Genomic DNA, 13,784 nt, shown 5'->3' on the forward strand with positions numbered 1-13,784 from the left:
CGGGATGCGCTTCGCTTCCCGCCCTACGGCACTACAGGCTGGCCCACAATTGGGATGTGCAGCAGGGTATTATACCGACTGGCTTGGGTGCGGGTTTGGCCGGAGGCGTCAACTTCGTTTCGAATGAACAAGGTGTCAATTGAAGATATTTTGGGTTTTGCTTGAAATTATCGGTCAAAAAAGAATTCTTCTTCGGGCAATTTCAAAGCGGTGAGGAAATTGCCATAGACCGCGCCGGTGTCGATCCCAATCTTATTGGGCATAAGTAACGGCTCCTTGAAAGGTGTGTGTCCAAAAATGACCCGCCGGCCAAAATCCTCCTGGGAGGTGATAAATTCTCCCCTGATCCACAGCAAATCTTCTTCTTTCTGGTCTGTCAGCGCCACGCCGGGCTTGAGGCCGCCATGCACGAAGATATAATCGGCAGTTTCATAATAAAGCTGTAAATCCTGGTAAAACTGCCGGTGATCCGGCGGCAATCCCAGGTTTTCCTGGTCTACCCAATCGTCCCCCCAGTAATCTTCCAGGGTTGCCAGGCCGCCGTTGAAGAGAAAGAACTCCTTTTCCCGGCCCTGGAGGAAGTCCAGGAACATGGCTTCATGGTTACCCTTGAGGCAGATGACTTGTCCCGGCGGGGCCAGACTTTTCAGGCGGATGATATAATCCACCACCCCCCTGGCCCGGGGGCCGCGGTCAAGATAATCCCCCACGAACAACAGCCGGTCTTGTTTAAGATCGGGGTTGATCTTTTCCATGAGGCGTTCCAGGGATTCCAGGCTCCCGTGGATGTCGCCGATGGCGTAGAGGTCGCCGCCCATGTGAGTCCTTTTGTTGCAGGGGGACACCTGTGCGTGTCCCCACAGGACGGACACGCAGGTCCGCCCCTACGATGTTGCCAACCTTACAGCCAACGGAACAGTTTCTCCCGCTGATCCAACCGGGTCAGGCCCGCTTTCCGGGCAGTTTGCAGGGCTTCCTCGTGCTCCGGGCCGGTCAAGAATTTGCGCAGCGTCGGATGTTCGCTAGCCCGGCCGCAGGGGCGATACTGCCCCATGACGTTCACGTAGGTGTTGGGCGACACCTCCCGGGCCAAAAATTCCATAATTTTTCGTGTGCCGGCCAGACCGTCGGGTAGCACCAGGTGCCGCACCAACAGGCCCCGTTGGGCTACGCCGTTCTCGTCTATCACCAAATCGCCCACCTGCCGGTGCATTTCTTTGAGGGCCTGGCGGGCGATCTCCGGATAGTCTTCCGCCTGGCACAAATCCTTGGCTACCTGGGGATCCCAAAACTTGAAGTCCGGCATGTAAATATCTACCACCCCATCCAGGAGACGGAGGGTCTCCACCGCGTCATAGCCCCCGGTATTGTAAACCAGTGGGACGTGGAGCCCGCCCTCAATGGCCGGGACCAGGGCCGCCAAAATCTGATAGACTTGGTGGCTGGGGGTGACGAAATTGATGTTGTGGCAGCCCCGCTTCTGCAAAAGAAGCATCATCGCAGCCAGGTCCGGGATAGAAACTTCTTCGCCTTCCCCGCCGTGGCTGATCTCGTAATTCTGACAAAAAATACAATACAGATTGCAGTGGGTAAAGAAGATGGTGCCGGAGCCATGGTGCCCCACCAGGGGGTCTTCTTCTCCGAAATGGGGCGAATACGACGATACCATCGGTTGATCCCCGGTACGGCACAGACCCCGCTCGCCGTGATGCCGGTCCACCAGGCAGTTGCGGGGGCAAAGATTGCATTGGCTCAAGATGTCATAAGCCGCGGCAATTTTGGCCGTGAGCAAGCCCCGGCGGTGCGTCTTTAAATAGACCGGTTCCCATGGTTCCATGGCGTCCTGCGTTCTCTTGTTTCAACTTACGGGGCTGCACCTGCCGGCGGGCGAGGACGCCCGCCCTACCTTAACCGTTCACCACTCTTCCACCTCGGCCCGCCAGGGTTCCAGGAGGGTGCGGGGGATATCATTGATGAACCGAGAGGGCGAATTGACGGTCATGCCGAATTGTCTGCTATAGCCGATACTGGGGAAGGTTAGCGCCAGATAATTTCGGGCTCGGGTGGCGGCCACGTACATGAGGCGGCGTTCTTCTTCCATTTCCTCGTCCCGCTCCTGGGAGTAAAAGGCCGGGAAGCGGCCTTCCGCGGCCCAGATGATGAACACCGCGTCCCACTCCAGGCCCTTGGCCGAGTGGATCGTGGACAGGGTCAGGTAGTCATCGGTGGGGGTGACCACGTCCGCCAGGCTGCTGGGGGGCTCCAGCGTCAGGTCGTTCAGGAAGGTTTGGATCTCCCGGTAGCGGGCAGTGATGGTCAGGAGGTGTTCCAGGTCCTTCATTCTTTTTGGGTAATCATCATAGCGGGCCTTGGCCAGGGGTTCGTAATAGGCCAGGGCCTGGTTCATCCGGGTCATCAGGGTCTGGCCCGGGGTATTCAGGCCGGCCATGAGATCGGCTAAGTCTTTCAATTCCTTGGACTTGCTTTGGCTGCGCAGCCATTTGATGGCGTCTTCCAGTTCAAAGCCGTTGCCCACCTGGGCATTGAACTTGTTGCAGCGCTGGCGGCCCACGCCGGGGACCAGGAGCAGCACCCGGGTCCAACTCATGGTGTCTTTGGGGTTGGCCACCACCTTCAGGTGGGCCAGGAGGTCCTTGATGTGGGCGCTCTCCATGAATTTGAAGCCCCCGAACTTCATGAAGGGGATGCCGGAGCGCACCAGTTCTATCTCCAGGTCGAAGGAATGGTAGCCGGCCCGGATGAGCACCGCGATCTGGCTCAAGGGGGTGCCTTCTTCCTGGAGTGCCTGCACCTGGGCCACCACCAACCGGGATTGCTCGTTTTCCGAGGCCGCGCGGAACAGGCGCGGGCGTACGCCGTCGGCCCGCCGGGTGAACAGGCACTTGGTGTACTTGTCCCGGGCGCTGGCAATGATCTCGTTGGCCAGGTCTAAAATGGGCTGGGTGCTGCGGTAGTTCTCTTCCAGCTTGATGATCCGGGTGCCGGGGAAGAGGTCGGGGAAATCCATGATGTTGCGGAAATTGGCTCCCCGGAAGGAGTAGATGCTTTGTGAGTCGTCCCCCACGGCCATGACGTTTTGGTGGGTGGAGGCTAAAAGACGCACCAGTTCGGCCTGGAGCCGGTTGGTGTCCTGATATTCGTCCACCATCAGGTATTGGAAACGCCGGGACAGGTGCTGACGCAGATCGTCGTGCTCGGTTAAGAGGCGGCGGCCTTCCAGGAGCAGGTCGTCATAGTCCAGAAGAGCGTGGCGCCGTTTTTCATCCTGGTAGGCTGCGGCCATTTTGGCCAGGCGGTCCCTTTGGTCCAGGAACTGGGGATAGTCCCGATTCAGGAGGCTATCCAGGGACAGGTCTTTGTTTACCACCGCACCAAAAAGCTCCGCAATGGTCTCCTTCCGGGGGAAGGGGCCGGAGAGCTGCTTATAGCCCAGGCGCTCTTTGAGCATTTTCAGGAGGTCGCCCTGGTCGGCCCGGTCCATGACCGTAAACCCCTTGGGGTACCCCAGGCGCTCGCCGTACTGCCTGAGCCACAGGTAACAGACCCCGTGAAAGGTGCCGCCCACTACCTGGCCCAGGGCCTGATTGAGGAGATGCACCGCCCGGGTAAGCATCTCCCGGGAGGCCTTGCGGGTAAAAGTGAGCAGCAGGATTGAGCTGGGGTCCACCCCGTGCTCCACCAGATAGGCCAGGCGATAGACCAGGGTGCGGGTCTTGCCGCTGCCGGCCCCGGCTATGACCAGGATAGGCCCTTCTTTAGTGGTCACCGCCTCGTACTGGGCCGGATTGAGCTCCTTTTGGTAATCAATGCGGGGCGCCGGAGCATCAGGGGGTATGGGTTTGAAGGTGTAGGTCATATTTAGCGATCAGCTAGCAGCTTTCAGCTTTCAGCAAATGATTTAAGAAATAGCCCAATATTAGTTTAGGCGGACACACAGAGCCGTAGGGCGGGAAAGCGAAGCGCATCCCGCCTTCGGTAATTCGGGTTCCTTACTTATGCCGCAATGTATATGCTTTGGCAGATGTGCTCGTTCAAAGTCCAGAGATGGCATAATGCTAAAGGCGGGATGCGCTTCGCTTTCCCGCCCTACGGGGTACGGGCTACGGCTCACTGCTTACTCTTAAAATAATCAATAATCGCCGCGGCCAGGGCCGGGATGGTGAACGCGGCCGGTTCGATCTTAGGCGTGATGCCGTATTCCTCTAAGGTGGCCGTGGTGATGGGGCCGATGGAGGCTACGGTTGCGCCCGCGGCCAGGCTTTGAAAGTGGTCCTTACCCACCAGTCCGGCGAAGTTGTGGACCGTGGCGGAACTGGTGAAGGTGAGGATATCCACTTGGCCCTCGTTAAGCACCCCGGCGGCCTCGCCGGGAACGGACGCAGGCGGCAGCGCCCGGTAGACCGGGACTACGTCCACCGCCATCCCGAGCCCGGCCAGACCTTCGGGGAGCACGTCCCGGGCTTGCTCGGCCCGGGCCAGGAGGATGCGCGTCCCGCCCAATAAGCGCGGCGTTAAAACTTCAAGCAAGCCCTCGGCCTGGAAGGTCTTTGGCACCACATCCGCCATCAGGCCGTATGGCTTGAGGGCATCGCTAGTGGCCGGACCGATGACGGCAATTTTGGCGCGTCCCAAGGCCCGAACATCATTACCCATATGGAAAAGACGGTCCATGAACGCGCTCACCCCGTTGGCGCTGGTGAAAATCACCCAGTCATAACGGGCCAGATGCTGCAAGGCCGCGTCCAGGGGCGCAAAATCCGCGGGGGGCATGATCTCGATGGTGGGGACTTCCAGGCATTTGGCCCCGGCGTCATTCAGCATCTCCACGAGGCGGGACGCTTGGTTCCGGGAACGGGTCACTACCACGGTTTTGCCCCACAGTGGCCGATTTTCCCACCATTTAAGGGTCTCAGCCAAGTCAACCACGCCGCCAACCACCAGCACTGCAGGCGGCTTGATTTCGGCCTTTTGGGCGCGAGCGGCGATGTCGGCCAGGGTTCCCACCACGGTGCGCTGGGCCAACGTGGTGCCTTTTTCAATCAGCGCGGCTGGAGTCTCCGAGGCGCGGCCTGCCTGGATCAATCGGCGGCAGTTGTCCGCCAGGTTTTTCACCCCCATGAGAAAGACCAGGGTGCCGGGGTTCTGGCCCAGAGCGGACCAGGGAATGGTGCTGGCGTCTTTGGTGGGGTCTTCGTGGCCGGTGATGAAGGTCACCAGAGTGGTGTGGCGCCGGTGGGTCACCGGGATGCCGGCGTAGGCGGGCACCGCTACTGCGGAGGTTACTCCGGGGACGATCTCAAATGAGATGCCGGCCGCGGCCAGTTCTTCGGCTTCTTCGCCGCCCCGGCCAAAGACGAAGGGGTCGCCGCCCTTGAGGCGCACCACCGTGAGCCCGGCTTTGGCCTTTTTCACCAAGAGCTCGTTGATGTCCTCCTGGGGCAGGGCATGGGCGCCGGCCTTTTTGCCCACATAGAAGAGTTCGGCTGTGGCCGGCGCTTCCTGGAGCAACGCCGGGCTGGCCAACTGATCATAGACCACGACGTCGGCCCGGCGTAGTAAATCCAGACCCTTCACCGTGATCAAACCCGGGTCTCCAGGCCCGGCGCCTACTAGATAAACCATCCCTTTATTATATCATTTGCATTCTGGATTTGAAATCTTTATACGTAGTGCTTTTTCCACTTCAAACACAAGATTAAGATTTGTCTCAAATACGCCTACCAATTTATCTAATGAATTAATCGTTTTCTTTTTCGCAAGATTTTGCCTAGTAACCATCCCAGGGAGATTCTGTATACTAGATCGAAACCCTTTTATAGATTCTATCGTGGAAGGTGTGGAAGAAATAAATATCGAAACAGCATTTAAAAGTTCGTTTAATTCATTTTTATTATCCATGCCAAATTCGGTTGATAAAGTAATAATATTACCTATCGCCATAATAGCATCCTGAAATGCTTTAGAATAAATAGGTATTTCGACCTCTATTCTTACAACAAATTCCTCCATATTTTCAGCTGAATTCTGTAATATATGTTTAAACATCTTCATCATAACTTCTTTAGGGGCCTTATCAATCTTGTTGAGTTCCTCAGTGCGTTGATTTATTTTATTATTAAGTTCAAGCTGATATTGAGTAATTCGCATTAGAAGCTCATGAACCTTTAAAAGGGAATCATTAGCCATTTCAATATAATCAAGATATCCAAGTTCTTCGCCTTCCTCATTCGAAATTTGAAGACCCTCGTTAACTATTAATTCATTTGGTTGGTTTTTGAACTTTTTCTGTTTGCATTTTTTCCATTCTTGGACCACTCGACTAAGATGAACCCGAATGAGAGATTGAAATTCCTCTAATGTTGAGAACTCCCAATATAGACCACCCTTATTCCCCAATTGAGCTTTGAATTCTGAAACTAAACGAAGTTGATCATGATCTAATTTACTCGGAGATATTGGGGTATCTTTAAAATAAAACATTATTTTGATATTACTACCTTCTTTATAGCGATCAAAAGCCCTATGAAATTCTTCTTCAGTCCCCGATCCTGATCGTTTTGTCGGTGTTCCATAACGAGCCCACATTATTCCTACAATAATATCATAATCGTCACCTATCTGTCGATTGACTACATTTTGCGCATCTTCGCCAAAATCTGGATATGCATTCGTTTCCCAACGAACAAGTTCTAATCTTAATCCGAGTGTTTTACTCCAAGTGATATTTAATTCTCGAATCACGTCTTCTAATGCTGCACGTTCCTCCGCAACATCTGCAGGAGACGCAACAAAGACAGTTATTACATTTTCATCCCTGGGCATTTCTCCCCTCCTTAAAGGGAAAACTTCTACTTCACTCCCAATGCCTCTCAATGGCAGGTCTTGCAGCCCCGGTGCTGCTCGATGCGTTCCACCACGCCGCGATATTTTTCGTGGATTAACTGCCGGTCGAACTCCTGCATCTGGGCCAGCATATCGGCCTGCTCGGCCTCGCTGAAATAGGCCATGCAGGGGATAAAGAAGTGTGTGTCCTCTTTTTCGATGTGCCGGGGATAGAACCCCAATAACTCCCCCATATGGAGCATGAGGTCGTTGAGGGCGCCGGGGGACTCCAGGAGGTAGCCTTCCTTGGCCTTGACCAGGTTGGCGGTGGTCTCCCGGCCCCAGGCGTGATCTTTGATCAACTCATCCATCACCTGTTTAAGTTCCGGGGAGAGGTCTTTGGCCGCCAGGGCCTTGAACAGGATATCTTCTTCCTTACCGTGGTGGCAGCGGTCGGCGTAGGTGCGGATGAAATCCACCGCGGTGTCGATGAAGACCGGGTCCACAAAGGCGAACTCCGGGTCCACGTCGATATTGGCCTTGATGCGCTCGAACTCCTGCTGCATCAGGTGGAGCAGGCGCTCGATCAGACGGTGTTCGATCATGAGAGGGGCAATAGGTTGCATAAAATATTCCTTAATTTAGCCGCCGATGGACGCCGATGCACATGGATAAAAAAATCTGCGTCTATCTGCGTCCATCTGCGGTTTAGATTTTAACGAGTTCGTACTCCCGAGCCCCCAGACCTAACTGGGCGGCATAGTCCAACTGAATATGCCAGTCAATCTGGGGATAGAGATCTTTGAATTTATCGCTGCCGACAGCCAGGTCTTTCAGGGCGGACCCGGCAATGCCCGGGCTTGCGATGACCAGATCGGCTGAGGCCTGGTCCAGGGCCACGGGGTCATGGGAGGCCAGGATACCGATATCCCCCACGATGGGCAGATCGTTGTGGCCGTAGCAGTCGCAGGCGGGCGAGACCTGGGTGACGAAGTTGATGAACACGCTGCGGTCCTGCTTGGTTTTGAGGGCGCCGTAAGCATACTCCATCATCTTCTTGAGGAAAACCGGGATGGATTCGTTCCACTGAATCTGGATGTTGCCATAGGGGCACACCAGGATGCACTCCCCGCAACCCACGCACTTGGTGGGGTCGATGACCGCCTTTTCTGTTTCCGGATTGATGCCAATGGCCTCCTGGGCACATTGGGCCACACAGTCGCCGCAGCCGGTGCACTTTTTCTCGGTCACCTTGGGGGAGATGTTGGAGTGCTGGGCCAGCTTGCCCCGGCGGGAGGCGCAACCCATCCCCAAGTTTTTCAGGGCGCCGCCGAACCCCGCGAATTCGTGGCCTTTAAAGTGACTCAGGGTCACCATGACTTCTGCTTCCACAATGGCTTCGGCCAGAAAGACGCTCTTGAACTGCTCCTTATTAATCTCCACTTCCACTTCGGCCTTGCCGGTGAGGCCGTCGGCGATGACCAGGGGCGCTTTCACCACTGCGTAAGCAAAGCCGTTTTCGATGGCGGTGGTGAGGTGGCTCACGGATTCGCTCCGGGTCCCCACATACAACGTATTGGCGTCGGTGAGGAAGGGCCGGCCTCCCAGGTCCCAAACTTTGTCCACCACCTGACGCACATAGATAGGACGGATGAAGGAGGTATTACCCTTCTCCCCGAAGTGGAGCTTAAGCGCCACCAGGGGCCGCTTCTTTTTGCGCTGGATGATGGTCTTGATATCCAGGGCGTCCAGCAGACGGCCGAACTTCTTGAAATTGGGCTCCTTGACGGAGGCCCGGAGATCCATGAGAAAGACTTGGCTGGGCATGATTTACCTTCAGTAATTTATCTTTAGGTTGTCAGTGGTTATAAAAATTACAATGGTGTCACCGTAACTTGATACCGTTGGGGATCAAATTCTTTTTGTGCTTTCAATAAATATGTAAAAGGATTTTCTCTCAATTTCTGTACTTTATCAATATTGTACAATACTGTATTTGCCGTAAAAGATACGCCTGCCCCTGCTAATAAAGCACAAGGGATTGACAAACCTAGTAACGCGAGTGGAATTGAAGTTGCTGTGGTAGAAACAACAGAAACTTTTAAAAACGTATCGGATGCGAATCGAATCATATTTTCCTTCAATCCAATCTTCATAGAATCTATGGCAGGCCTTACTTCATTTATATATTTATCATGAACACTTTGACGAATGGCCTCCAATGGTTGTTCAATAGAAATTTCGTTCGCAAGTTCAGAAACCTTTGTTCTGAAACGACCTAATTCGCTTTTGAATCTCTCTCTGAAGATGATTATTTTATTTACAGGGGTTTCTGGATCGATCTGTATGCCTTCTAATATTAAGTCTGCGAGCATTGCTTGAGCTAAACTTCGATTACGTCTTAAATCGCGACCAAATCGGCTTCTTCTTCGCCTAGACCCTTCATGGTAATTAATATTATATCCCATCGAATAGGATGATAAATTACCATCCAATCTAGCAACATTTGCAAGCCGACTATTTGATACTGAATCAGTTAATAAAGCGATGCCATGTCTTTCAGAAAGATTTGTGGCTAATAATGTCATATAGAAATTCGCGAATCTTTTATCTACAGAAATCCATCGATTTTTGTTACCTAATGATTCGTTAAGTATGTGTTGAATTTCATAAGGAAGTTTTTCAGGATGCATTGATAAACATCAAATATTCTTTCAGAAAATTTATCAGGGTGAATAATTCGATGGTCTGTAATGTCTCCAGAAAATAGAACTTGAGTCCCTTCAGGCGAGTTTATGTATTCTAATACATCTTCTGTTAACTCTTCGATCTCTTCTAAATCAGGATGTACATAGAAAGGTATTAATGATCCTTCATCAAAGAATTCCTCGGCAGTTCTTTTTTCATATGGTCGTTGGATTGATTTTGGGACAATTGTTTGAATTTTGTCCCAATATAACATTGCATTCTTTAACCAAGACTCATCTTGAATCTCTATCCATGGATAATAAAGAGCCCTTGAAAATGCCATTTCAATACCTCCTCTTATAATAATTTTACAAATAAGGAAAAATCAAAATTTGGCGGGCAGTGCCCGCCCTACACGCAGACTAAACCTCCGATTACCGGGTTCAGGGCAGCTAAATCTGACCCCTGATCCCGGCCTCTGACCTCTATTCCTCCCACACCACCTTTTCACCCACAATAGTCATTACCGCCTTGCCCCGCAACTTCCAGCCGTGGAAGGGGCAGTTGCGGCTTTTGCTGGCGAAGGTGTTCACGTCCACGGTCCATTCCCGGTTGAGGTCGATCAAGGTGATATCGGCGACGGAGTTGAGGGTGAGGGTGCCGCCGGGGACGTTCAGGATGCGGGCCGGGTTCGTGCTCATGGCGGCTACCAGTTGGATTAAGGTGAGGACCCCGTCGTGCACCAGTTTGAGGCTTAAGCCCAGGGAGGTCTCCAGGCCGATGAGGCCGAAGGCCGCGGCCTCGAACTCCAGGTCTTTTTGCAGGGAGGTGTGGGGTGCATGGTCGCAGGCAATGGCGTCGAGCGTCCCATCCGCCAAGCCATCCTTGATGGCGGCCACGTCCGCGGCGGTGCGGAGTGGCGGGTTAACCTTGGCATTGGTGTCATAGCCGTACACCGCTTCATCGGTCAGGGAAAAATAATGAGGCGCGGTCTCGGCGGTGACGGTGAGGCCCGCGGCCTTGGCGGTGCGGATCAGGGCCACGCTGCCGAAGGCGCTGACGTGGGCGATATGGAGGCGGCCGCCGGTGAGTTGGAGGAGGGCCAGGTCTCGAAAAATCATGGCTTCTTCGGCCGCAGACGGGATGCCCCGTAAGCCCAGTTCCAGGGAGACGCGGCCTTCGTGCATTACGCCGTTCCCCTTAAGGTCCAGGTCTTCTTCGTGGGCGATCAAGGGGACGTCGAAGGTGCGGGCATACTCCAGGGCGCGGCGCATAAGCATGGGGCTCATCACCGGATGGCCGTCGTCGGAGAAGGCCACCGCACCGGCCTCCTTCTGGTCGCCGTATTCGCTTAAGCCCTGGCCCGCGGAACCCATGGAGATGGCCCCCACCGGGTAGACCCGGGCGAGCCCTGCCACCTTGGCGGTCTCGAGGATGAAGCGGGTGAGCGCGGCGTTATCGTTCACCGGCCGGGTGTTGGGCATGGCGGCCACCGCGGTGAAGCCGCCAACCACCGCGGCCCGGGCGCCCGTCAGGATGGTCTCTTTGTACTCCTCTCCCGGCTCTCTTAAGTGCACGTGCATGTCGATGAGGCCGGGCGACACTACCAGGTTAGACGCGTCAATCACCCGGCGCCCGTCTGCGGCAATGGTGCCGGGGGGCTCTATGGCGGCCACTTTGCCGTCTTCAAGGAGCAGGTCTTGCCGGGCTTCCAGATTCTGGGCGGGGTCAACCACCAGGCCATTTTTTATAAGCAAGCTCATGCCTTTTCTCCGCCGATCAAGAGATAGAGCATGGCCATGCGCACTGCCACGCCGTTGGTCACCTGTTCTAAAATCACGGATTGGGAGCAGTCGGCCACTTCAGGAGAGATCTCCACCCCCCGGTTGAGGGGGCCGGGATGCATGATGATCACGCCGGGTTTGGCCAGGTCCAGATGCCGTAGCCCTAAGCCGAAGTAGCGGCTGTATTCCCGTAGGGTGGAGAGAAACATCTGCCCCATGCGTTCCAGTTGGAGCCTGAGCATCATGATGACGTCGGCGCCGGCCACCGCCTCCTCCAGGGAGTAGGTGACCTTCGCCCCCAGGGAATCCAAGTACGGCGGCAGCATGGTGGCCGGGCCGGCCACGGTGACTTTTGATCCCATTTTGGTAAAGGCGTGAATGTCGGAGCGGGCCACCCGGGAGTGGGCGATGTCGCCGATGATGGCTATCTTTAAGCCGGAAAGAGTGCCCTTGGCTTCCTGGACGGTGAGGAGGTCCAAGAGGGCCTGAGTGGGGTGTTCATGGAGGCCGTCGCCGGCGTTGATCACCCCGCATCTGAGGCGTTTAGCCAGGTAATGGGGGGCGCCGCTGGCGGGGTGGCGGATCACCAACAGATCCGGCTGCATGGCCTCGAGATTGTGGGCGGTGTCCATCAGGGTTTCGCCCTTGACGGCGCTGGAAGCCGCCACCGTCAGGTTGAGGGTGTCGGCGCTGAGGCGCTTGGCTGCGATCTCAAAGGACATCCGGGTCCGGGTGCTGGGCTCGTAAAAGACCGTCACCACGGTCTTGCCCCGAAGGGTGGGGACCTTCTTGATGGGACGGGCCGAGATTTCCTTCAAGGACGCGGCGGTAGTCAGGATATGACGGATCTCGTCGGGGGCGAGGTCCGCGATACCCAAGAGGTCCTTCCGCCGGAATTCCATAATGAGACCTTTCTCGCGTGCGAGGCTGGGGGTTTTTGGGGTTTTGCCGTTTTTTATCATAAAGGATGGGAGCCGTTAACCTCACCCATCCGATGCTGTACGTATTGTGCCTGGCTGTCAGCCTTGAGGATCAGGTTGTCGCGCTTACTGGTGGTCGTCTAAAATTACTGCTGATCTGACGACAACTCCAGTCCTCCGGAGCCCTCAGGTTACCACAAAAAAAAACCTCCTGGTTTGGTAAGGAGGCCTGGCGGAAAGTTTTCTTGAAATTCTTCTCATAGCGACAGCCTTCTTGGCATCTGTATTTTACTATCACTTGGGGCGGGTAAATTCAAGAAGTTTTTCGGCGAGTTGACAGGAGGCAGGGCAGGACTTATTTATCTAAATAAAGAGGCAGGGTTTTCTTACCTGTTTAGTAAGTATTAACAAGACCTTGTCTTTTTTAAGTCGGATGATGGTCCGACCTGAAGACTAAAAGGACTGCTGCACCTGTTAAGGAGGAACGAGGGTATGGCTAATGAACTCATGGAATGGCGGCCGTTCCGGGAAATCTCTCGCCTGCGCGGGGAAATGGACCGTCTCTGGGATGATTATTTCGGGGCCGGCCGGCGGGGGCTGCGGCCTCTGCAACCCGAATTTGCCCCCGCAGTGGACGTCAAGGAGACGGACACCGAGATCGTCGTGAAAGCTGAGGTCCCCGGAATCGACGCCAAGGACATCAACATCTCGGTCACCGGTGAGGTGCTGACCATCAAGGGCGAAAAGAAGTCGGAACGGGAAGAAAAGGAGGAGAATTATCATCTGGTGGAGCGCAGTTACGGCTCCTTCTCCCGCTCCCTGGTACTGCCCGCCGCAGTGGACCTGGATAAAATCGAGGCGAAATACGATAAAGGGGTGTTGACCGTTACCTGTCCCAAAAAAGAGGAGGTCAAACCCAAGCCCATTGAGATCAAGACCGCTTAAGGAAGGTTACGCTACAGGTCTTCCGGGGCGCCCCCATGCTTGCCGCCCGCAGGGATGGGGGACTTGTATTTCAGCGGTTTTGCCTTTAAGATACGCTCTGCCTGGATCAGGCCATCGTCTCAGTTAGCTCCGTGAGCAAAGGAACCCGTTATGAGTGCCGAAATGGAAGCCATTATCAAGAGCGCCATCACCCAAGAAGAAATGTCGCACGATTTTTACCAGCGCCTGGCCGGTCTGGTGAGCCATCAGGAAACCAAAGATATTCTGGAATTCCTGGCCAAAGATGAATTGGAGCACAAGGCCTTTCTCTTGGGCTGCTTTACTCCCCAGGGGTGCAAGCTGGCCGGGGCGGCTCAGAATGTCCATCTGGCGGAAATGCTGGTGGCCCCGACTATCAGCGACGACATGACCCCCAAAGAAGCTCTGGTCATTGCCATGAAGCGGGAGGAGGGGTCCTACCGTTTTTATCAAACCTTAGCCGGCCTGCAGCCCCCGGGAGAAATTCAGGCCTTCCTGGAAAAGATGGCCAGCGTCGAGCTGAAACACAAAGAAAAGGTGGAATACCTTTACGATAACGCCGCTTTTCCCGAAGTGTGGTAGTGTC

13 protein-coding genes are annotated in these 13,784 nt (G+C 54.7%); 2 read left to right on the top strand and 11 right to left on the bottom strand.

Annotated elements, in window-relative coordinates; all coding sequences use genetic code 11:
• Positions 1–167: 167 nt before the first annotated feature.
• The 11 genes from WC600_08190 to WC600_08240 all read right to left on the bottom strand — a co-directional run bounded on the left by WC600_08190 (position 168) and on the right by WC600_08240 (position 12,217).
• Positions 168–872 (bottom strand): metallophosphoesterase family protein, encoded by a 705-nt coding sequence (locus WC600_08190; GenBank protein MFA4902712.1) that lies wholly within the window; start codon positions 870–872, stop codon positions 168–170.
• Positions 873–901: 29 nt separating this feature from the next.
• A complete protein-coding gene (locus tag WC600_08195) occupies positions 902–1,837 on the bottom strand; it encodes a radical SAM protein (GenBank protein MFA4902713.1) in 936 nt (311 codons plus the stop codon).
• 78 nt (positions 1,838–1,915) lie between these two features.
• Positions 1,916–3,877, bottom strand: a complete 1,962-nt coding sequence (locus WC600_08200) for an ATP-dependent helicase (GenBank protein MFA4902714.1) — start codon at positions 3,875–3,877, stop codon at positions 1,916–1,918.
• Positions 3,878–4,128: 251 nt separating this feature from the next.
• Complete coding sequence (gene cobA, locus WC600_08205) at positions 4,129–5,643, bottom strand: uroporphyrinogen-III C-methyltransferase (protein MFA4902715.1); 1,515 nt, start codon at positions 5,641–5,643, stop codon at positions 4,129–4,131.
• 12 nt (positions 5,644–5,655) lie between these two features.
• A complete protein-coding gene (locus tag WC600_08210) occupies positions 5,656–6,843 on the bottom strand; it encodes a DUF4062 domain-containing protein (protein ID MFA4902716.1) in 1,188 nt (395 codons plus the stop codon).
• Positions 6,844–6,890: 47 nt separating this feature from the next.
• Complete coding sequence (locus tag WC600_08215; GenBank protein MFA4902717.1) at positions 6,891–7,469, bottom strand: hemerythrin domain-containing protein; 579 nt, start codon at positions 7,467–7,469, stop codon at positions 6,891–6,893.
• Between the two features lie 82 nt (positions 7,470–7,551).
• Complete coding sequence (locus WC600_08220; GenBank protein ID MFA4902718.1) at positions 7,552–8,670, bottom strand: DUF362 domain-containing protein; 1,119 nt, start codon at positions 8,668–8,670, stop codon at positions 7,552–7,554.
• A gap of 47 nt (positions 8,671–8,717) precedes the next feature.
• Complete coding sequence (locus tag WC600_08225) at positions 8,718–9,536, bottom strand: DUF6236 family protein (protein MFA4902719.1); 819 nt, start codon at positions 9,534–9,536, stop codon at positions 8,718–8,720.
• A complete protein-coding gene (locus tag WC600_08230) occupies positions 9,482–9,874 on the bottom strand; it encodes a hypothetical protein (GenBank protein MFA4902720.1) in 393 nt (130 codons plus the stop codon). The genes WC600_08225 and WC600_08230 overlap by 55 nt, the downstream gene beginning before the upstream one ends.
• A 142-nt stretch (positions 9,875–10,016) precedes the next feature.
• Entirely contained in the window at positions 10,017–11,294 is a 1,278-nt protein-coding gene (locus tag WC600_08235) for a dihydroorotase (protein MFA4902721.1), read from the bottom strand.
• Positions 11,291–12,217: an aspartate carbamoyltransferase catalytic subunit gene (locus WC600_08240; GenBank protein ID MFA4902722.1), complete on the bottom strand. Its 927-nt coding sequence runs from the start codon at positions 12,215–12,217 to the stop codon at positions 11,291–11,293. Before WC600_08240 ends, WC600_08235 begins: the two co-directional genes overlap by 4 nt.
• Positions 12,218–12,727: 510 nt before the next feature.
• Between WC600_08240 and WC600_08245 the strand changes: the two genes are divergently transcribed.
• The gene (locus WC600_08245; protein ID MFA4902723.1) at positions 12,728–13,180 is read left to right on the top strand and encodes an Hsp20/alpha crystallin family protein; all 453 of its coding nucleotides are present in this window, start codon (positions 12,728–12,730) and stop codon (positions 13,178–13,180) included.
• A 150-nt stretch (positions 13,181–13,330) separates the two neighbouring features.
• Complete coding sequence (locus WC600_08250) at positions 13,331–13,780, top strand: ferritin family protein (protein ID MFA4902724.1); 450 nt, start codon at positions 13,331–13,333, stop codon at positions 13,778–13,780.
• Positions 13,781–13,784: the final 4 nt, after the last annotated feature.

The organism is Desulfobaccales bacterium (genome assembly GCA_041648175.1).
Classification (GTDB): domain Bacteria; phylum Desulfobacterota; class Desulfobaccia; order Desulfobaccales; family 0-14-0-80-60-11; genus 0-14-0-80-60-11.

What these genes read in the sequence shown, in the direction of transcription:
- WC600_08195 (MFA4902713.1), bottom strand. Translation starts at nt 1,837, where the DNA reads ATGGAACCATGGGAACCGGTCTATTTAAAGACGCACCGCCGGGGCTTG.
- WC600_08200 (MFA4902714.1), bottom strand. Translation starts at nt 3,877, where the DNA reads ATGACCTACACCTTCAAACCCATACCCCCTGATGCTCCGGCGCCCCGC.
- cobA (MFA4902715.1), bottom strand. Translation starts at nt 5,643, where the DNA reads ATGGTTTATCTAGTAGGCGCCGGGCCTGGAGACCCGGGTTTGATCACG.
- WC600_08210 (MFA4902716.1), bottom strand. Translation starts at nt 6,843, where the DNA reads ATGCCCAGGGATGAAAATGTAATAACTGTCTTTGTTGCGTCTCCTGCA.
- WC600_08215 (MFA4902717.1), bottom strand. Translation starts at nt 7,469, where the DNA reads ATGCAACCTATTGCCCCTCTCATGATCGAACACCGTCTGATCGAGCGC.
- WC600_08220 (MFA4902718.1), bottom strand. Translation starts at nt 8,670, where the DNA reads ATGCCCAGCCAAGTCTTTCTCATGGATCTCCGGGCCTCCGTCAAGGAG.
- WC600_08225 (MFA4902719.1), bottom strand. Translation starts at nt 9,536, where the DNA reads ATGCATCCTGAAAAACTTCCTTATGAAATTCAACACATACTTAACGAA.
- WC600_08230 (MFA4902720.1), bottom strand. Translation starts at nt 9,874, where the DNA reads ATGGCATTTTCAAGGGCTCTTTATTATCCATGGATAGAGATTCAAGAT.
- WC600_08235 (MFA4902721.1), bottom strand. Translation starts at nt 11,294, where the DNA reads ATGAGCTTGCTTATAAAAAATGGCCTGGTGGTTGACCCCGCCCAGAAT.
- WC600_08240 (MFA4902722.1), bottom strand. Translation starts at nt 12,217, where the DNA reads ATGGAATTCCGGCGGAAGGACCTCTTGGGTATCGCGGACCTCGCCCCC.
- WC600_08245 (MFA4902723.1), top strand. Translation starts at nt 12,728, where the DNA reads ATGGCTAATGAACTCATGGAATGGCGGCCGTTCCGGGAAATCTCTCGC.
- WC600_08250 (MFA4902724.1), top strand. Translation starts at nt 13,331, where the DNA reads ATGAGTGCCGAAATGGAAGCCATTATCAAGAGCGCCATCACCCAAGAA.